Consider the following 18,519-nt stretch of genomic DNA (forward strand, 5'->3'; position numbering starts at 1 on the left):
TGCGCGCCTTACTTACGTACATGTTCTATGGGACATGTCATGACGAACATGTCCGCGCGTACGCCCGTTCGCCGAAGTGATGGCTCCACTCCGCCGGCGTCAGGTCACGGCCGGCGCGGGCGCAGGCCTCGGCGAGGCGGCCGTCGAGCGTCGCCGGGAACACACGGGCCAGGCCGTCGGCGCCCGCGGTCACGACCAGCCGGCCGTCGGGCGAGAAGGCTCCCGTCCACAGCGTGTGATCGGGCTCGCCGGGGCCGGCCGCGGGCGTGTGCGGCAGCCGCAGCGACGTGAAGCCTGCCCCGTTGCGCGACCACAGGCGGGCGGTGCCGTCGGCCGAGGCGGTGAGGATCGCGGCGCCGTCGGGGCTGTACGCAACGACCCATACCGCGTCGGTGTGCCCGCGCAGCGACACGGGCTCGCCGCCGTCGAGCGGCCACTCGCACGCCGTCCCGTCGGTCGACGCGGTCAGGGCCGCCCGGCCGTCGGGGCGCAGCTGGATCTGCCCGATCGAGCCCGCGTGGCCGCGCAGCTCGATCGGCGCCGCCTCGGGGTGCGTCAGCGACCACACCCGCGCCACCGCGTCGTCGCCGGCGCTGGCCAGGCGGCCGCCGTCGCCGCTGATCGCCAGGGCGCGGACCGGTCCGGCGTGGCCCTGCAGGCTGGCCTTGCGGACAGACGAGCCCGGCAGCGGCGTCACCCGCACCGGCCCGTCGTCGCCGGCGCTGGCGATGGCTGTCCCATCGGACATGAACTGAAGGACACGCACCGCCCCCGCGTGGGCCGCCACCTCCTCGAGGCCGGGCGGGCCGACCGCGGGGAAGCGGACCAGGTGGACGCGGCCGTCCTCGCCGGCCACGGCCGCGACGTCGCCGGCGGGGCTCCAGCGGGCGTCGAGGAACGCCGCCCCGCGGGGCGCGGCGAAGCTGGCCGCAGGGACAGGTTCGGTCCCCGCCAGCGACCACAGGCGCAGCCGGCCGTCGCTACCCACCGTCAGCAGACGCGCGCCGTCGGGGCTCGGCGCCAGCGCGACCGAGCCGCCCTCGCGGTGGCCGCCGAGGCGCGCCGAGGCTCGACCGTCGCGCGGCCACACCCGCGCCGATCCGTCGAGGCCCGCCGTCACGACCGTGCGCGCGTCGGCGAGGAACGCCGCCTGTTCGATCCCCGCCGCGTGCCCGCGCAGCAGCCACGGGTCGTCGGCGATCGGCCAGCGGCGCGCGCTGCCGTCGACCGACGCCGACAGCACGCGGGCGCCGTCGTGCGAGAAGCCGGCCGCCACCACGCTGCCGGCGTGGCCGCGCAGGCGCAGCGGGGGGCCGCGGACGTCGAGCTGCCACAGCCACAGCTCGCCGCCTGCGGGTGTCCCGAGGAGCAGGTTGCGATCGGGCCCGATCTGGACCCCGAGCAGCGCCTCCTCGTGGCCCTGCAGCTCGATCCGCTCGCTGCTGCCGTCGCGCTCCCACACCCGCGCGCTGCCGTCGCGCGACACCGTCACCACCTGCTGCCCGCCGGCCAAAAACGCCGCGCCGTAGACCTCGTCGGTGTGCCCGGACAGCCGCTGCGCCGCGCCGCCGTCGACCGGCACGATCGCCGCGGTATGGTCCGCGCGGGCGACCACGATCTCCGCCCCGTCGGTCCGCCACTCGGCCGCCAGCAGCCCCGTCGCTCCGCGGGCGGCCGGCGCCGGCAGCTTGAGCGCGCGCGCCGGGCCGCCGGCCTCGGGCCACAGCCGCAGCGCCCCGTCGCCCGCGAGCGTCAGCAGGGTCGCCCCGTCGGGGCTCCACAGCGCGCGGCGCAGCTCGGCCGTCGGCTCGCCGATCGCCTGCGGCGGCTGCTGCGGGCGCAGCACGTGCACGCTCGCCCCGTCGCGCAGCACCAGCGCCCCGCGGGCGCTCCACGCCAGGTCGCGCGGGTCGGCCGGCGACATGTCCCAACAGACAGGTTCATCCAGCTCCCCGGCCGGCGCCAGCGCGTGGACGCACGGCGCACCGCCGGCGCGCGCGATCGCCAGCGCCGCCCCGTCCGGCGCGAACGCCAGGCCGCGGACGCTGCCTGTCCCGAGGGCCAGGTCGACCGGGGCCCGCGGCGCCGCCGTCGACCACAGCGCCACCGCCCCCTCGCGCTCGCCGGTGGCCAGCCAGCGCCCGTCGCCGCTCTCGGCCAACGCGTCGACCACCGCTGCGCCCGGCCGCGCGAACAGCTCGCTGCGCGGCCCGTCGAGCGCGTCGAGCAGCGCCTGCTCGACCTCGAGCGGCGGTGGCTCGCCGCGCTCGCGCGCCGTCGACACCGCCGCCACCGCCAGCAACAGCCGCAGGGCCGGGTCGGCGTGCTGTCCGGCGGCCGCGGCCAGGCGGCGCGCCTCCTCGGCGGCCTGGGTGCGCTCGAGGTCGGCGGCGGTCGCGGCCGTGCGCGCCCGCTGCTCCTCGACGTCGTGCGCATGGCGCTGCTCGAGCCGCTGCCACGCCCACGCTCCGCCGCCGGCCAGCGCGGCCAGCAGCGCCAGCGCCAGCGCCAGCTGCCGGCGCACGCGGGTCGGGTCGCGGCCCAGCGCGGTCAGCAGCGCGTCCATGCTCGGCCAGCGCGCGGCCGGGTCGGCCTGCAGCCCGCGGTCGACCACCCGCTGCAGCCAGGCCGGCACCTCGCGCGGGCCGCGGGCTATCGCCCCGGCCACGATCGCCGCGTGCACGTCCTCGCGGCGCTCGCCGGCGAACGGCCGCGCCCCGTGCAGCGCCTCGTGCAGCGCCACGCAGAAGCAGAACACGTCGCTGCGCGCGTCGGCCTCGCCGCCCGCGTGCTGCTCCGGGGCCATGTACGCCGGCGTGCCGACCACCGCGCCCGGGGCCGTCAGCTCGGCCGCCTCGACGCGCAGACCTGCCCGCGGAGTCATGCCCATTCGGACCTGTTCTTTCGGACCTTCCCCTTCGGACCTGTTCTCTGCGCCATCCGGCGGCCGGGCCCGGGCCAGCCCGAAGTCGACCACGCGCGGGCGCCCGTCGTCGCCGACCAGCACGTTCTCGGGCTTGAAGTCGCGGTGGACCAGGCCGACCGCGTGGGCCGCCGCCAGGCCGCGCCCGGCCTGCACGTACATCGCCAGCGTCTCGCGCCAGCTCCGCGGCGCGCGCTGCTGCCAGGCCCGCAGCGTCTCGCCCTGGACGAACTCCATGGCGATGTAGACGTGCCCGCGGGCCTCGCCGACCTCGTAGACCTGGACCACGTTGGGGTGCGACAGCCGGGCCAGCGCCTGCGCCTCGCGCTTGCTGCGGGCCGCGGCCGCCGGGTCGTGGGAGCCGGGGTGGACCAGCTTGAGGGCGATCCGGCGGTCGAGCTGCTCGTCGTAGGCGGCGAACACCACGCCCATGCCGCCGGCGCCGACGCGGCGCAGCACCGCGAACCGACCGACCCGCTCCGACTCGCTCGGCGGGCCGAACAACCTGGCCTTCAGGTCAGCCCGCGCCAGCGCGTGCGCCAGCCGCTCCGGGTCGATCCGGAGCGGCGTGTTGCGGACGCTCCGCGGGTCGTCGGACATCCTCGGCGAGGATAACCCGCCCCCGCGCCGCCCGGGACGCGCGTCCCCGCGCACGCGGCCCGACGCCTCGCCCAGGCGGCGGACCGGGCGCCTCGGCGGGCCGGAGCGCAGGCGGCCGTCCTGCTCCAAGAACCAGGTCGTGGGAGCGCCGCGCCGCCGACCCGCTCGGTCTCTCGCGGCCCATCACGGCGCGAAGCCGATCCCCGCTCGCGCCCAGGCAGCGCCCTCGCCGGGCCTGCGACAGGCGACCGCGACGTCGGGCTCGCCGGCGTGCGCGGCCACGACCAGGCCTCCGCGTCATACCCGACCGATACCCACATGACGGCACATGACTCGATCGACATGTCCTTTTGGACATCCATAGAACCGACTGTCATGCGGTCAGACCTGGCCTTTCGGCCATGTGACGGTCTAATCCCAGCCCTGTTGCCGCCGCAGCTCGCGGGCCCACGCCTCGAGCTGCTCCGGCGTCACGTCGACGGCCGGGGCCGCGGGCGCGGCCGCCAGCAGGGCCGCCACGCGCTCGCGCAGGCGCTGACGCCCGCGGGCGATCCGGCCGCGCACGGTGCCCTCCGGCACGCCGAGCAGCGCCGCCGCCTCGCTGCCCGACAGCCCCTCGAAGTACATCAGCTCGAGCACGATCTGGTCCTCGACCGCGATCTCCCGCAGCGCCTGGACCAGGCACCGCGCCTCTCGCCGGTGCGCCACGATCGAGCTCATCGACGCGCCCTCGCAGTCCTGCACGCACACCGCCGCGAAGTCGAGCGCCTCGCTCTTGCGCTTGTAGCGGCCGCGGATGTACTTGCGCAGCACGTTGCCGGCGATCGCGTAGAGGAACTGGCGCGCCCCCGCCTCGCCGCGCCAGCGGTCCTTGCCCGCGGTGCAGCCGAGGAACGTCTGACCGACCAGCTCGGCGACGTCGTCCTCGCTGCACACCTTGTTGCGGAAGAAGCGGGTGATCGCGTCGAAGTGGCGGTCGACGAACGCCTCGCCGGCCGCGGCGTCGCCGGCCTGCCACGCGCCCAGGAGCTCGCCGTCGCCGCGTCCCGCCACGATCGGCACTCTAGCGCACGGCCCGCCCGCGGTCGACCGCCGCCGACGTAGCCGAGACCTGCGCGTTCGGCCATGTCCTTCGAGACATCTCGCCCTGCTTCACTCGCGCGCGACCCGGGGGAACGCGGCCGGGCTGCGGTAGCCGTCGCGGTCGTAGGCGCGCACCGCGAACAGCCAGTCGTCCTTGCTGACCGGCAGCGTCGCCTCGGTGACCTGGCCGACGTCCTGCGCGTGCTCCCACGCCGGCGCCGAGGTCGCGCGCCGCAGCACCTCGTAGCCGGCCACGTCGGGCTCGGGGCTGGCGGTCCAGCGCAGCGTCGTGTCGCCGGTCAGCTCGGTCGCCCTCAGCTGCGGGTCGCCCGGCGGCGACGGGGCGTTGGCCAGGTGGGCCAGCGCGGCCGCGTCGAGGCGGGCCACGTCGGCCAGGTAGGCCGCGTCGACGTGCTCGGGCACATCGCCGTAGCTGCGGCCGGCCTCCACGCGCACGTCCTGGTGCTGGCGGTCGTAGTCCTCTGCGACCTCGGTGAAGCGCACTGCGGCGAAGCCCTGCTCGTTGAAGGCGGTGTGGTCGCCGCCGCGCAGGAACCGATCTGGCCGAAAGACCAGGCGTGGCCGCACCGGCAGCTCGTGCAGCGCCGCCACCTCGGCGACCACGCGGGCCAGCTGCCGCGACGGCGCGTCGGCGAACGCCCCGGTCTGGCGCGCCAGCTGCCACGCCGCCGGGTCGGCCGTCACCGGCACCCCCTCCGAGAACAGCCGGATCTCGCCTCGATGACTGCCGCCGCGCGGGTCGCTCGGGTCGCCGACGATGTCGTTGCTGAGCGCCCCCGCGATCTCGAGCCCCGCCGCCTTCGCCGCCTCCGCGTGGCGACGCGCGCCCACCAGGCCCTGCTCCTCGCCGGCCGTGGCCATGAACACCAGGGTCGCGTCGAAGCTGCGGGTCGCCATCACCCGCGCCAGCTCGAGCACCAGCGCAGTGCCGGAGCCGTCGTCGTTGGCCCCGGGCGCGTCGATCGCCGCGTCCATCACGTCGCTCGCCCGCGAGTCGTAGTGCCCGAGCACGTAGTAGCGCCGCCGCCTCGCCTCCGGCATCGACCCCGGCAGCACCGCGATCACGTTGACGACCTCGACCGCGCGATCGATGCGCTTGCCGTCGGGCGCGACGTCGTGGACCTCGAGCTCCGCGGTCATCGCCAGCTCGCCGGTGCGGCCGCTGCTCGCCGCGGCCCGCTGCAGCTCGGCCAGCAGCCACCGCCGCGCCGCCCCGATCCCGCGCGTCTCCGAGGTCGTGTCCGACAGCGTGTGGCGCGTGCCGAACCTCGCCAGGCGATCGACGTCCGCCCGCAGGCGCGCCGGATCGATGTCCGCCAGCATCGCAGTCACCACCGCCGGCGCCGGACCGGGCAGCGCCACAGTCATCGGCGCCGCCGGTGGAGCGTCCGACGAAGCCGGCCGCTCGCTCGCCGGCGCTGCGCTGCGCGCCTCGTCGCCGGCACCTCCCACGGGCCGCGGACCAGAGCTCGCGGATGCCGCGGCCGGCCCGGCGGCACCCGCGGGCGGACCGCCGCACTCCAGCAGCATCGCCGCGAACACAAAAAAGCATGGACGCACCGCCTCATGGTAGCGGAGCCCGGCGCTCGCGTCGCCGCGGCTCGCGGTCTCCGGCGATCGGGCGGCGCGCGCCGGCGCGGGGGTGGTCCGCCACGACCTGTCCTTTGGGACTGGTGACGCACGCCGCGATCGCGGCGCGCGGTCCGTTCGCCCCGCCGCTGCCGACGCCGGCCGGCGGTCGCGGCGCTGCCGACCGCCGCCCGCTCGTGCCCGGGTGCGACGCTTGAAAAGGGTCCGATCGGTTCTATTCCGACTCCGAAAGGAAGGATGGCCAGCGAGCGTCGCTACATCGGAGAGCTCCTCGCCGCGTCCGGCGCCTTCGTCGGCGACCATGACGACCTCGTCGAGTGCCTCGAGCAGAGCGCCGTGGGGATCTGCGTCGTCGACCGCACCGGCGCGATCGTGTGGGTCAACGCCGCCCTGTGCGCCGCGCTCGGCCGCGATCCCGACGACTGCGTCGGCCGTCACGCCGCCGAGCTGCACGTCGACCCGGAGGTCTTCACCGACATCTGGGCGCGGCTCGGCGCCGGCGAGCGAGTGCGCGGGCGGCCGGCCCGCCTGCGCGGGGCCTCCGGCACCTGCGACGTCGTCCTCTCTGCCAGCGCCGGCCGCGACCCCCACGGCGCCCTCGTCGGCGCCCGCTTCTGCGTGCGCGCCCCGGTCGGTCCGGCCGATCCCGCGGCCGCGGCGCTGGTCGCCGCCGCGCCGCTGGGCATCGTCCGCGCCCAGCTCGACGGCACCGTGCTGGCCGTCAACCGGGCGCTGTGCGACCTGCTCGCGCGGCCCTCCGCGGAGCTCGTCGGCCACGACCTGTTCGCGCTCACCCACCCCGACGACCGTCAGTTCGACCAGGACAAGTTCGCCCAGCTGTGCGCCGACCAGATCCGCAGCTACGCCGTGGCCAAGCGGATGATCCGCGGCGACGGCTCGAGCGTGTGGACGCGGGTCCACGCCAGCGTCGTGCGCGGCCCCGGCGGCGAGCCGCGGTTCTACTTCGGCCTCGTCGAGGACATCGACGCCCCCCGCCGCGCCGAGGACGAACGCCGCCGGCGCGAGCGCCAGTACGAGCTGCTCAGCCGCCTGTCGCCGGTCGGCATCTTCCTCGGCGAGGCCGACAACGAGTGCGTGTTCGTCAACGAGGAGTGGGTGCGGATCACCGGCCGCACCTTGCCCGAGGTGCGCGGCGGCGGCTGGCGTCGCGCCCTCCACCCCGACGACGCCGAGCGGGTGATCGCCGGCTGTCGCCGCGCCTTCGTCGAGGCCGAGCCGTTCAGCGGCGAGTGGCGCATGCTCCGGCCCGACGGCGCCACGGTGTGGGTGCTCGGCCAGTTCTCCGGCGTGCTCGACGGCGCCGGCCGCAAGCTCTACGTCGGCACGATCACCGACATCACCGCCCGCGTGCGCGCCGAGCTCGATCGGGCCCGCCTCGCGGTCATCGTCGAGAACGCCGCCGACGCGCTGTTCCTGCTCAACCCCGACGGCACCGTGGCGATCTGGAACCCCGGCGCCGAGAAGCTGCTCGGCCACGGCGGCGCCGAGATCCGCGGCCGCTTCCTCGGCGACCTCGTGCCCGGCCACGGCCGCGAGATCGAGGCCGCCCTGCGGCGCGTGCTCGCCGGCGACGTCGTGCGCGAGCTCGAGGCCCAGGTGCGGCGCGACGACGGCGCCCTGTTCGCCGTCACGGTCTCGGCCTGCCCGGTCCACGACTCGACCGGCGAGGTCTCGGCGATCTCCGTCATCCTCCACGACGTCACCGAGCTGAAGGACGTCGAGCAGGCGCTGCGGGCCAGCGAGAGCCGGTTCCGCGGCCTGGTCGAGGCCACCGCGCAGATCGTGTGGTCGACCGATCCGAGCGGCGCGGCCTTCGAAGACTCGCCGTCGTGGCGCGCCTTCACCGGCCAGACCTTCGAGCAGATGCTCGGCGCCGGCTGGCTCGACTGCGTGGCCCCCGAGGACCGGGCCCGCGTCCGCGAGACCTGGAAGCAGATCTGCAGCGGGCGCCAGCCGGGCAACATGGCGTACCGCCTGCGCCGCGCCGACGGCACCTACGCCGACACCGAGGTGCGCGCCGTGCCGATGCTCGGGCAGGACGGCGAGGTCCGCGAGTGGGTCGGCGTGTGCGTCGACGTCAGCGACAAGCGGCGCGTCGAGGAGCAGCGCGAGGCGCTGGTGGCCGACCTCCGGCGGGCCATGCACTACCAGGAGATGTTCATGGCCGTGCTCGGCCACGACCTGCGCAGTCCGCTGTCGGCGATCCTCATGGCCACCAGCCTCGGCCTGCGGCGCAGCGCCGACGACCGCACGCGCCGCGTCCTGCATCAGATCGCCAGCAGCGGCCACCGCATGCTGCGGATGATCGAGCAGCTGCTCGACGTCACGCGGATCCGGGCCGCCGGCGGCCTCGAGATCCGGCCGACGCGCGCCGACCTGGCGGCGATCTGCCGCACCATCATCGACGAGCACCAGCAGGCCAACCCGGCCGCGCGGGTCGTCCTCGACGTGCGCGGCGAGACCCGCGGCACCTGGGACGTCGACCGCCTGTCGCAGATGGCCTCGAACCTGATCGGCAACGCGATCCAGCACGCCGAGGGCGCGCCGGTGGCGACCGCCCAGGTCGACGGGCGCGAGCCCGGCGTCGTCCGCTTCGTCGTCCACAACCGCGGCGTGATCGCCCCCGAGATGCTCGGCGCGATCTTCGACCCGTTCCAGCGCGCCGCCAAGGGCGGGGCCAAGACCGCCGGCCTCGGCCTCGGCCTCTACATCACCGAGCAGATCGCCCTCGCCCACGGCGGCTCCGTCGCGGTCGAGTCGACGCGCACCGGCGGCACCTACTTCCGCGTCGAGCTGCCGCGGCACCCCCGGCCGGCGACGCTGTCGCCCCCCGGCGCCCGCGACCAGGACGGCGTGCCGCTGCTGCGAGGAGACGTGGTCGGATGAGCGGCGGCGCCTCTCCCAGCTCGCACGCGTCGGGCGACGGCGGGCCGCCGCTGCAGATGATCGTCGGCCTCGCCCGCGCGATCGCCCAGGTGCGCGCCGACCCGGCCGCGATCGTCGAGGTCACCACCCGCACCCTCGTCAAGGATTTCGTCGACGGCAGCTCCGCCCACCTCAGGGCCGGCTTCGACGTCCGCGCCTACGCCCACCGCGACCTCGGCGCGGAGGAGTTCCTGCGCGAGAGCTTCGCGCACCTGCCGGTCGACCTGCTGCCGGCCGGGCGGGTGATCGCCAGCGGCCGCCCGGTGTTCCACGCGCACCTGCCGGCCGACTTCGCCGAAGAGCTGCCGCCCGAGCTGCGCGCGTACGTGCGGCGGTTCGCCATCGCCAGCGTCATCATCGTCCCGATCCGGGCCGAGGACGCCGTCGTCGGCGCGCTGGCGATGTGGCGCGACGACCAGCGGCGGCCGTTCTGCGACGACGACCTCAACACCGCCTACGTGTGCGCCGAGCACGTCGGCCTCGCGCTCGAGCACGCGATCGCCTTCCGCGCCCTGAAGGACCGCGAGAGCCGCTTCGAGCTGGCCGCGCGGGCCACCCAGGAGGTGCTGTGGGACTGGGACGTCGCCACCGATCGGGTGTTCTGGGGCGACGCCCTGTACGACGCGCTCGCCTGGCCGAGAGACCAGGTGCAGTCGACCTTCACCTGGTGGACCGACAACATCCACGACGTCGACCGCGCGCGGGTCATCGCCGACGTCGAGCGGATGATCCGCGACAACCCGGACCGCGTGCGCTGGCAGCTCGAGTACCGGTTCCGCCGCGGCGACGGCCGCTTCGCCAACATCGTCGACCGCGGCTTCGTCCAGCGCGACGAGCACGGCCGGCTGCTGCGGCTGGTCGGGTCGATGCAGGACATCAGCGATAGCGTCGAGGTCACCCAGCGGCTGGCGCGGCGCGAGGAGAGCTTCCGCGCCTTCGTCGCCGACAGCGGCGAGGCCATCTGGTGCCTCGAGGGCGACGAGCCGGTGCCGACCGACCTCCCGCCCGACCAGCAGATCGACCTGTGGTACGAGCGCAGCCGGATCTGCGAGTGCAACGACGCCATGGCGCGCATGTTCGGCTACGAGCGGGCCGACGAGCTGCGCGGCGCGCCGATGGACCTGCTGTTCCCGCGCGACGACCCGCGGCTGCGCGAGTTCTACCGCGCCTTCATCGCCTGTGGTTATCGCCTCCTCGACGTCGAGGCCGCCGAGACCGACCGCGCCGGCGGCCAGCGCCGCTTCCTCCGTTCGCTGATCGGCACCGTCGAGAACGGCAAACTGCGCCGCGCCTGGGGCACCCAGCGCGAGGTCACCGAGCTGGCGCGCCAGGCCGCCGCGCTGGCCCGCTATCAATTGATGTCGCAGCACGGGCGCGACCTCTTCCTGTTCGTCCGCTGCGACGACGGCCGCATCATCGAGGCCAACGACGCCGCAGTGGCCGCCTACGGCTACGCGCGCGAAGAGCTGCTGCGCCTGCGAATGGCCGACCTGCGAGCTGACGACGCCCCCGGCGAGCCGGTGGCCCTGGCCGGCTGCCATGACGCCGAGGGCGACCTCTTCGAGACGACGCACCGGCGCAAGGACGGCACCACCTTCCCGGTCGAGGTCAGCTCGCGCGGCGCCGACGTCCACGGCGAGCGGATCGTGCTCAGCGTCGTCCGCGACATCACCGAGCGCCGGCGGACCGAGGCGGCCGCGCACCACGCCAGCGCCATCTTGCAGGCCGTGTGCGACAACACCCCGGACCTCGTGTTCGCCAAGGACAACCAGGGGCGCATGGTGTTCGTCAACCCGGCCGCCATCGGCGCCATCGGCAAGCCGGCCGAGGCCGTGCTGGGTCGGCGCGACGCCGAGTTCATGGACGCCGGGTACGGCCGCGACATCAGCGACAACGACCAGCGCGTGCTGTCCAGCGGGCGCTCCGACTTCTTCGAGGAGCAGGGCCCCGGCGGCCGGATCTTCCTGTCCTCGAAGTCACCGTATCGCGACGCCACCGGCGCGGTCGTCGGCCTCATCGGCATCTCGATGGACATCACCGACCGCAAGCAGGCCGAGGTGCGGCTGCGCAAGACCCAGGAGGCGCTGGCGCTGGTCATGCGCGCCGGCCACATGGGCACCTGGATGCTCGACCCCGACACCGACGCCACCTGGCTGTCGCGCGAGCTCGAGGACATCCTCGGCCTCACCGCCGGGGCCCCGGGCGAGGGCAACCTCTACGCCACCGTCCACCCCGAAGACCGCGCTCACTTGCGGGCCGAGATACGCGCCGCAGTGGCGGCCCGGCGCGACTACATGATCGAGTTCCGCTTCGTCCGCGCCGACACCGGCGCGGTCGGCTGGATGGAGGGCCGCGGTCGCGCCGCGTACGACGAGTCTGGCCGTACGACCATGATTTATGGGATAGGTATCGACATCACCCAGCGCAAGCGGGCCGAGCTCGACCTGCGGGAGAGCGAGCAGCTGTTCGCGCGGGCCTTCGGCAAGAACCCCAACCCGATGACGGTCAACGAGCTCCCCGGCGGCGAGTACCTCGAGGTCAACGAGGCCGCGATCAAGGCCCACGGGTTCTCGCGCGAGGAGATGCTCGGCAAGAGCCCGCTGCAGCTCGGCGTGCTCGTCGACGCCGAGGACATCGAGCGCTTCAACCGCCTGCTGTCGCGCCGGGCCGCGGTCCGCGACCTCGAGCTGCGCGTGCGCAGCAAGACCGGGCGGATCCACAGCGTGCTGATGTCGGCCGAGCTGATCGAGTACCGCAAGCGCCCGTGCGTGCTCACCGTCTCCGTCGACGTCAGCGCCCGCAAGCGGGCCGAGTGGGCCCTGCTCGAGAGCGAGGAGCGCTTCCGGCAGATCGCCGCCACCATCGACGAGGCGTTCTGGTTGATGGAGTTCTCGCCGCGCTGGCGCTTCGTCTACGTCAGCCCCGGCTGGGAGCACGCCTGGCGCCGCGCCCCCGAGGAGCTGTACGGCGACCCGACCCTGTGGACCCGCGCGATCCACCCCGACGACCGCGTCGCCGCCGAGAACTCGCAGCGCGAGCTCGTCGCCGGCGCCGTCGACTCGCGCGACCTCGAGTACCGGGTCGTCCGGCCCGACGGCGCGGTGCAGTGGATCCGCGACCGCGGCACCCTGATCCGCGACGCCGTCGGGCGCCCGTGGCGGGCCGCCGGCATCGCCGAGGACATCACCGAGCGCAAGCTGGCCGAGCGCGAGCGCGAGCGGCTGGTCGCCGATCTTCAGGTCGCGATCGCAGTGCGCGACGACTTCCTCTCGGTCGCCTCGCACGAGCTGCGGACCCCGCTCACCGCGTTAGGCTTCCACCTCGAGCACCTGGTGCGCCTGGTCGACCGCGGCGAGCACGACTCGGGCGTGCTCGCTCGCAAGGTCGACGGCGCGATCCGGCAGATCGAGCGCGTCACCGCGTTGGTCGACAGCCTGATCCACGTCAGCCGCATGAGCCTCGGCCGGCTCTCGCTCGAGCTGGCGGAGTTCGACCTCGTGGTCCTCGTGCGCGACCTGGTCGCGCGCGCCGAGCCCGACGCCCAGCGGGCCCGCTGCGAGATCCGCGTCGACGCTCCGAACGAGCTGTTCGGCGCCTGGGACCGCAAGCAGCTCGACCAGGCGCTGTACAACCTCCTGGCCAACGCCCTCAAGTACGGCGCCGGCCGCCCGGTCGACGTGCGCGTGTTCGAGTGCGGGCCCGACGTCGCCATCGAGGTGCAGGACCGCGGGATCGGCATCGCCGAGGAGGACCGGCCGCGGATCTTCGACCGCTTCGAGCGCGCGGTCTCGTCGGCGCACTACGGCGGCTTCGGCCTCGGCCTCTACATCGCCCGGCGGATCGTCGAGGCGCACGGCGGCGTCCTCGACGTCACCAGCACCCCGGGCCAGGGCTCGACCTTTCGCCTGCAGCTCCCGCGTCAGGCGGCGCAACCATGAACGTGGAGAACGAGGGACCGATGAACCGCGCACCGATCATCCTGATCGTCGAAGACGACCGCGACATCCGCGACGTGCTCGCCGAGATCCTCGCCGAGGAGGGCTACCAGGTGCTGGTCGCCGAGGACGGCGCCGACGGCCTGCGGCGACTGACCGAGGGGCCGCAGCCCGACCTCATCCTCCTCGACCTCATGATGCCGCGCATGGACGGCTATCAGTTCCGCGAGGAGCAGCGAAAGAACCCGGCCTGGAGCGCCATCCCCTTGGTGCTGCTGACCGCGGGCGTCGAGACCTCCGACAAGATCACCGCCCTGGGCGCGCTCGACGTCGTGCGCAAGCCGGTCAAGATCGACTTCCTCCTCGACCTCATCGGCGGCGTCGTCCGCCGCGCCGCCTGAGCGCGGCCGTCACGCGCGCGGCGGGATCGGCTTGCGGTCGGTCGCCAGCAGGCCCGCGCTGACCGCCAGGATCGCCGCGCCGCACCAGCCGACCAGGTCGACCTCTTCCTGGAACAACCAGATCCCCGCCAGCATCGCCAGCAGCACCTGCACGTAGCCCAGCGCAGTCGCCCGGCCGGCGCGCACCATGTGGAGTCCGCGGGTCATGCTCTGCTGATGAAGAAACGTGCAGACCCCGATCGCCAAAAGGATGGTCCACTCGCGCGCATCGGGCGTCACCCACGTCGTCGCCGCCCACGGGGCCGACAGCAGCGACGCCACCAGCGCGTTGTAGAAGACCACCCGCACCGGGTGCTCCGTCGAACGCAGCTCGCGGATCATCACGTACACGCCGGCCGAGATCAGGGCCCCGAGCACCGCGATCGCCAGGGCGAACGGATCGGCGGGGACCGCCTCGGCGCCGAACAGCGCCTGCGGCTGCGTCACCAGCACCACGCCGACGAAGCACCCGACAATGAAGACCGTCTCGCGGCGGTCGAGCGCCTCGCCCAGCCACACCGTGGCCAGCAGCAGCGTGAACACCGGGTGGATGTAATGAATGACGATCGCGTCGGCGATCGGCAGGTGCATCAGCGCATAGAAATAACAGGTCAGGGCGACGAAGCCGAACAGCCCGCGCAGCGCCAGCATCGTGCGCCGGGTGCCCCATACGGGGATGTCACCACGCGCGAGCGTCCCCCGGGCGAAAGCGACCGCCACCACGCTGCGGACGAGAATCACCTCCGGGAGCGGAACGCGCGCGCCGACCAGCTTCGCCAGCACGCTGAGTCCGCTGAAGAGAATCGCGGCAGTGACGAGATGGATCACGCCCCGCTGCGTGGCCGCCGCCTCCGCGTCTTGCGGGTTCTCGACGACACCCACGGGACACTGACTGTACCATGGGCGCACGACGTTCGCATGAGCTTCGCAGTCCACCGCGTGCCCGCGGTCGCCGCGATCGGCGGTGACGACGAGCCCACTTTGGAGCGCGCGGCTTGAGTCGTTCCGGTCTCGCCATCGACCCTGCGAATCGACACCTCATCGAGCTGCTGTCGAGCATCTCGTCGGGCATCGCGTCGGTGAACGACCTCGACGGCTTCGCGCAGGAGATCGAGCGCGCGCTCGACGAGCTGTGCGACGCCGAGTACATCGCGCTGTACCTGTGGGACTTCGACGCCGGGCGCCTGCGGACCTTCGCGGGTCGCGGCTTCTCGCCGGCCGAGCGCGCCGAGGCCGAGCGGACCGCGTGGGAGCGGCACCCGGGCAGCGTGTTCCGCGAGCCGCGGCTGCTGCACGTCCCCGACGTCCTGAACGACCAGGGCCAGCAGACCCAGAACAGCGCGCGCAGCTTCGTCGTGCGCGCGCGCCTGTTCATGCCGATCCTGTGCCGCGACGAGGTGCTCGGCGTGATCGGCCTCGCCTCCGGCACCCCCAATCGCTTCACCGACGGCGACATCGCCGTGCTCGGCTTCATCAGCAAGCTCACCGGCGTGGTCTACCGTCAGTTGCTCGACCGCATCGAGCGCCAGCGGGCCGAGACCTCGCTGGCGACCACCGCCCGGCGCCTCCAGCTCGTCGTCGACGCCCTGCCGATCGCCCTGCTCAGCCTCGATCCGACCACGCGCCGGATCTCCCTCGCCGAGGGCGCCGGCCTGCGCCAGCTGGGCCTCGACTCCGCCGCCTGCCTCGGCGCCTGCGCCGACCAGGCCCTCGCCGGCTTCCCCGCCCTCCGCGACGCCGTCCAGCGGGCCGCCGCCGGCGACGTAGTGGCCGAGCAGCTCGCCATGGGCGAGCGCGTCATCTCGTTCCAGGCCGCCGCTCACCGCGGCGGCGAGCTGACCGCCCTGCTGTTCGACATCACCGACCTGCGGCGCGCCCTCGACGAGCTGACGCTCGCCAACAGCGACCTCGCGCAGGCGCGCGACCAGGCGCTCGAGGCCACTGCGGCCAAGAGCTCGTTCCTCGCGGCGATGAGCCACGAGCTGCGCACCCCCCTCAACGCGATCATCGGCTACACCGAGCTGCTGCTCGAGGAGCACGCCCCGGCGGCCTCGCCCGGCTTCGTCGCCGACATCGAGCGGATCGCCGCGTCGGCGCGCCACCTGCTCGGCCTCATCAACGACGTCCTCGACCTGTCGCAGATCGAGGCCGGCAAGTTCGCCCTGCACCCCGAGGACGTCGACCTCGGCGCGCTGCTCACCAGCATCGACGCCGCCTGTCGCCCGGGCCAGCAGCGCCGCGGCAACCGCTTCGTCCTCGACGTCCCCGACCCCCTGCCGGCCCTGCGCGCCGACGCCACGGCCGTGCGCGCGATCCTCATCAACCTCCTCGGCAACGCCCACAAGTTCACGCAGCACGGCACGGTGACCCTGCGGATCCGCGAGCACCTGGAGGCCGGCGCCCGCCGCCTGGTGTTCGTCGTCGAGGACACCGGCATCGGCATGAGCGAGCCCCAGCTGCGCCGGATCTTCGACAACTTCACCCAGGCCGACGCCTCGATCTCCCGCCGCTTCGGCGGCACCGGCCTCGGCCTCGCCATCACCCTCAACTTCGTCCAGCTCATGGGCGGCGACATCTCCGTCACCAGCAAGCCCGGCGTCGGCTCGACGTTCACGTTCTGGCTCCCGGCCGATTGAGTTCTCTTTAAAAATGGACATGACCCTTCGGGCATGTCTCTTCACGCATGCCCCCGGGGGCATGCTCCCGGAGACAAGCTACGTTCGCGGCTCCGCCGGCAGGGCCGCGGGCTCGGCCAGCGCCGCGGCTAACGCCCGGCGGCGCAGCTCGGCGCGGACGTGGCGCTCGACCAGCCCGCACACCAGCGACGGCCACAGCCCCGACACGGCGATCAGCGTCCACCACGACCACTGCAGCTGCACCATCATGAAGAACAGCAGCGGCGTGAGCGGCAGCGCGATCGCGGCGATCAGCGGCCGCAGCAGGACCTCTCGCTCGGGGTCGCTCCAGAACCAATACGTCGGCAGGAAGCCGAGGCGCTGCGGCCGGTCCAGGAGGTGGCGACGGGCCGGGAGTTCGGACATCAGCGGGTCGCTCGCTCGACGGTCATAGCACGCCCGACCCCGGACGGACGAACGGGGCTCGCGCAGCGACCTCGCGCCGCCGCGCGAGGCCGCCGGTGTGCGCTCACCCGAGCGCGCGCTCGAGGTTGAAGGCCGCGCTGATCAGCGACAGATGCGTGAACGCCTGCGGGAAGTTGCCGAGCGCCTCGCCGTGCTCGCCGGTCTCCTCCGAGTAGAGGCCGAGGTGGTTGCCGTAGCCGATCATGCGTTCGAATAGCAGGCGGGACTCTTCCAGCAGCGCCGGGTCGACGCGGCCGGCCCGGGTCAGCGCCTCGACCAGCCAGAACGAGCACATGTTGAAGCTGCCCTCGCGGCCGGGCAGGCCGTCGGGCAGCTGCTCCGGGTGGTAGCGATAGACCAGGCCGTCGGACACCAGGCCGCCCTGGTTCGGCGGGCGGCGGATCGCCTTCAGCGTCTTCAGCATGCGCGGGTCGTCGGGCCCGAGGAAGAACACCAGCGGCATCAGCAGCGCCGACGCGTCGAGCGAGCGATCGTCGAACGCGGCCACGAACGACTGCTCCTCGTCGCTCCAGCCGCGGCGGAAGATGGCCTCGTAGATGTCGTCGCGGGCGCGGTACCACTGCTCGCGCGGGGCCGGGAACGAGCGCTTTTCGGCCAGGCGCAGCGCCCGGTCGAGCGCGACCCAGCACATCACCTTCGAGTTGACGTTGTGGCGCATCCCGGTGCGCGGCTCCCAGATCCCGTGGTCGGGCAGGTGCCAGCTCTCGCTGACGTAGTCGACGATCCGGCGCAGGTGCATCCACGCGTCGTACGAGACCGGGCGGCTGTGCTTGTTCGACAGGTACACCGCGTCGAGCAGCTCGCCGTAGATGTCGAGCTGGAACTGGCTGTGCGCGGCGTTGCCGACCCGCACCGGCTTTGCGCCCTTGTAGCCGGCCAGGTGCGGCAGCTCGAACTCCTCGATGCAGGTCGCGCCCTCGACGGTGTAGAGCAGCCGCAGCGGCGCCCCGTCCTCGCCCGGCGGCTCGTGGTAGCGGCGGTCGAGCCAGCCCATGAACGCGTCGGCCTCCTGGGTGAAGCCGATGCGCAAGAACCCGTACAGCGTGAACGCGGCGTCGCGCATCCACGTATAGCGATAGTCCCAGTTGCGCACCCCACCTGGCTCTTCGGGCAGGCCGAGCGTCGGCGCCGCGACGATCGCCCCGGTCGGCTCGTAGGTCAGCAGCTTCAGCGTCAGCGCCGAGCGGTGGACCGTCTCGCGCCAGCGACCGCGGTACGAGCAGCGCGACAGCCAGCGCCGCCAGTACGCCACGGTCCAGCGGAACAGGGTCTCCGCCTCGTCGGAATCGGGGCTGCGCGGGCAGTCGTGCTCGGCCCCGCCGCGGAACACGAACACCGCCTGCTCGCCCTGGCGCAGGCGGAAGCGGGCGTGCACCCCGCCGCGCTCGGCGACCGTCAGCGGCACGCTGGCCGACAGCGACATCGTCACTCCCGGCGCGCGGAACACCGCCCCGTGCCGGACGAGCTCCACCTCGTGAGGCGCGCGCGCGTAATCGAAGGCCGGGCGGCAGTCGGCGTGCAACCACACCTCGCCGCGGACCGCCCGCACGCGCCGCACGATCTGGTGGTGCCAGCCGTGGTCGATGTTGTCCCCGACCGGCATGAAGTCCTCGATCTCCACCACCCCGTTGGCGCAGAAGAACCGCGTGACCAGGATGTTGGTGTCGGGCCAGTAGAACTGCTTGCTCGGCGCCGCCTGGTCTTCCGCGCAGATCCGGAACTCGCCGCCCTTCTCGTCGTCGAGCAGCGACGCGAACACGCTCGGCGAGTCGAAGCGCGGGTGGCAGAACCAGTCGATCGCGCCGTCGGTGCCGACCAGCGCGATCGTCCGCATGTTGCCGATGATCCCGTGGTCGTGGATCGGCAGGTACCCCATCGCC

General features: G+C 73.8%; 10 protein-coding genes. 4 read left to right on the plus strand and 6 right to left on the minus strand.

Annotated elements, in window-relative coordinates; translation table 11 throughout:
* Positions 1-37: 37 nt before the first annotated feature.
* The 3 genes from OV090_RS05565 to OV090_RS05575 all read right to left on the minus strand — a co-directional run bounded on the left by OV090_RS05565 (position 38) and on the right by OV090_RS05575 (position 5,995).
* The gene (locus OV090_RS05565; protein WP_267702430.1) at positions 38-3,523 is read right to left on the minus strand and encodes a protein kinase; all 3,486 of its coding nucleotides are present in this window, start codon (positions 3,521-3,523) and stop codon (positions 38-40) included.
* A 411-nt stretch (positions 3,524-3,934) separates the two neighbouring features.
* Entirely contained in the window at positions 3,935-4,576 is a 642-nt protein-coding gene (locus OV090_RS05570) for an RNA polymerase sigma factor (RefSeq protein ID WP_267702431.1), read from the minus strand.
* 99 nt (positions 4,577-4,675) lie between these two features.
* On the minus strand, positions 4,676-5,995 hold the full coding sequence (locus tag OV090_RS05575) for a M20/M25/M40 family metallo-hydrolase (protein ID WP_267702432.1): 1,320 nt from the start codon (positions 5,993-5,995) through the stop codon (positions 4,676-4,678).
* Positions 5,996-6,454: 459 nt separating this feature from the next.
* On the opposite strand from OV090_RS05575, the gene OV090_RS05580 reads away from it, so the two are divergent.
* From OV090_RS05580 to OV090_RS05590, 3 genes are read left to right on the plus strand one after another with little or no spacing between them, the layout of a single operon-like run.
* Positions 6,455-9,124 carry a PAS domain S-box protein gene (locus tag OV090_RS05580; RefSeq protein WP_267702433.1) on the plus strand — a complete coding sequence of 890 codons (2,670 nt, stop codon included), beginning with the start codon at positions 6,455-6,457 and terminating at the stop codon, positions 9,122-9,124.
* Positions 9,121-13,101 (plus strand): PAS domain S-box protein, encoded by a 3,981-nt coding sequence (locus tag OV090_RS05585; protein WP_267702434.1) that lies wholly within the window; start codon positions 9,121-9,123, stop codon positions 13,099-13,101. The genes OV090_RS05580 and OV090_RS05585 overlap by 4 nt, the downstream gene beginning before the upstream one ends.
* A 20-nt stretch (positions 13,102-13,121) precedes the next feature.
* A complete protein-coding gene (locus OV090_RS05590) occupies positions 13,122-13,499 on the plus strand; it encodes a response regulator (protein ID WP_267702435.1) in 378 nt (125 codons plus the stop codon).
* A gap of 9 nt (positions 13,500-13,508) precedes the next feature.
* On the opposite strand, the gene OV090_RS50495 is transcribed toward OV090_RS05590, so the two are convergent.
* Positions 13,509-14,420, minus strand: coding sequence for a DMT family transporter (locus OV090_RS50495; protein WP_267702436.1), 912 nt, complete (start codon positions 14,418-14,420; stop codon positions 13,509-13,511).
* A gap of 113 nt (positions 14,421-14,533) precedes the next feature.
* On the opposite strand from OV090_RS50495, the gene OV090_RS05600 reads away from it, so the two are divergent.
* Positions 14,534-16,174, plus strand: a complete 1,641-nt coding sequence (locus tag OV090_RS05600; RefSeq protein ID WP_267702437.1) for an ATP-binding protein — start codon at positions 14,534-14,536, stop codon at positions 16,172-16,174.
* 78 nt (positions 16,175-16,252) lie between these two features.
* Here the strand turns inward: OV090_RS05600 and OV090_RS05605 are convergent, their stop codons facing one another.
* Both OV090_RS05605 and OV090_RS05610 read right to left on the minus strand, forming a co-directional pair.
* On the minus strand, positions 16,253-16,579 hold the full coding sequence (locus tag OV090_RS05605) for a hypothetical protein (protein WP_267702438.1): 327 nt from the start codon (positions 16,577-16,579) through the stop codon (positions 16,253-16,255).
* 103 nt (positions 16,580-16,682) lie between these two features.
* Positions 16,683-18,515 carry a glycoside hydrolase family 15 protein gene (locus OV090_RS05610; protein WP_267702439.1) on the minus strand — a complete coding sequence of 611 codons (1,833 nt, stop codon included), beginning with the start codon at positions 18,513-18,515 and terminating at the stop codon, positions 16,683-16,685.
* Between the last annotated feature and the right edge of the window lie 4 nt (positions 18,516-18,519).

The sequence above is a fragment of the Nannocystis sp. RBIL2 genome, assembly GCF_026626745.1.
Classification (GTDB): Bacteria; Myxococcota_A; Polyangia; order Nannocystales; family Nannocystaceae; genus Nannocystis.

What these genes read in the sequence shown, in the direction of transcription:
- OV090_RS05565 (WP_267702430.1), bottom strand. Translation starts at nt 3,523, where the DNA reads ATGTCCGACGACCCGCGGAGCGTCCGCAACACGCCGCTCCGGATCGAC.
- OV090_RS05575 (WP_267702432.1), bottom strand. Translation starts at nt 5,995, where the DNA reads ATGACTGTGGCGCTGCCCGGTCCGGCGCCGGCGGTGGTGACTGCGATG.
- OV090_RS05580 (WP_267702433.1), top strand. Translation starts at nt 6,455, where the DNA reads ATGGCCAGCGAGCGTCGCTACATCGGAGAGCTCCTCGCCGCGTCCGGC.
- OV090_RS05585 (WP_267702434.1), top strand. Translation starts at nt 9,121, where the DNA reads ATGAGCGGCGGCGCCTCTCCCAGCTCGCACGCGTCGGGCGACGGCGGG.
- OV090_RS05590 (WP_267702435.1), top strand. Translation starts at nt 13,122, where the DNA reads ATGAACCGCGCACCGATCATCCTGATCGTCGAAGACGACCGCGACATC.
- OV090_RS05605 (WP_267702438.1), bottom strand. Translation starts at nt 16,579, where the DNA reads ATGTCCGAACTCCCGGCCCGTCGCCACCTCCTGGACCGGCCGCAGCGC.
- OV090_RS05610 (WP_267702439.1), bottom strand. Translation starts at nt 18,515, where the DNA reads ATGGGGTACCTGCCGATCCACGACCACGGGATCATCGGCAACATGCGG.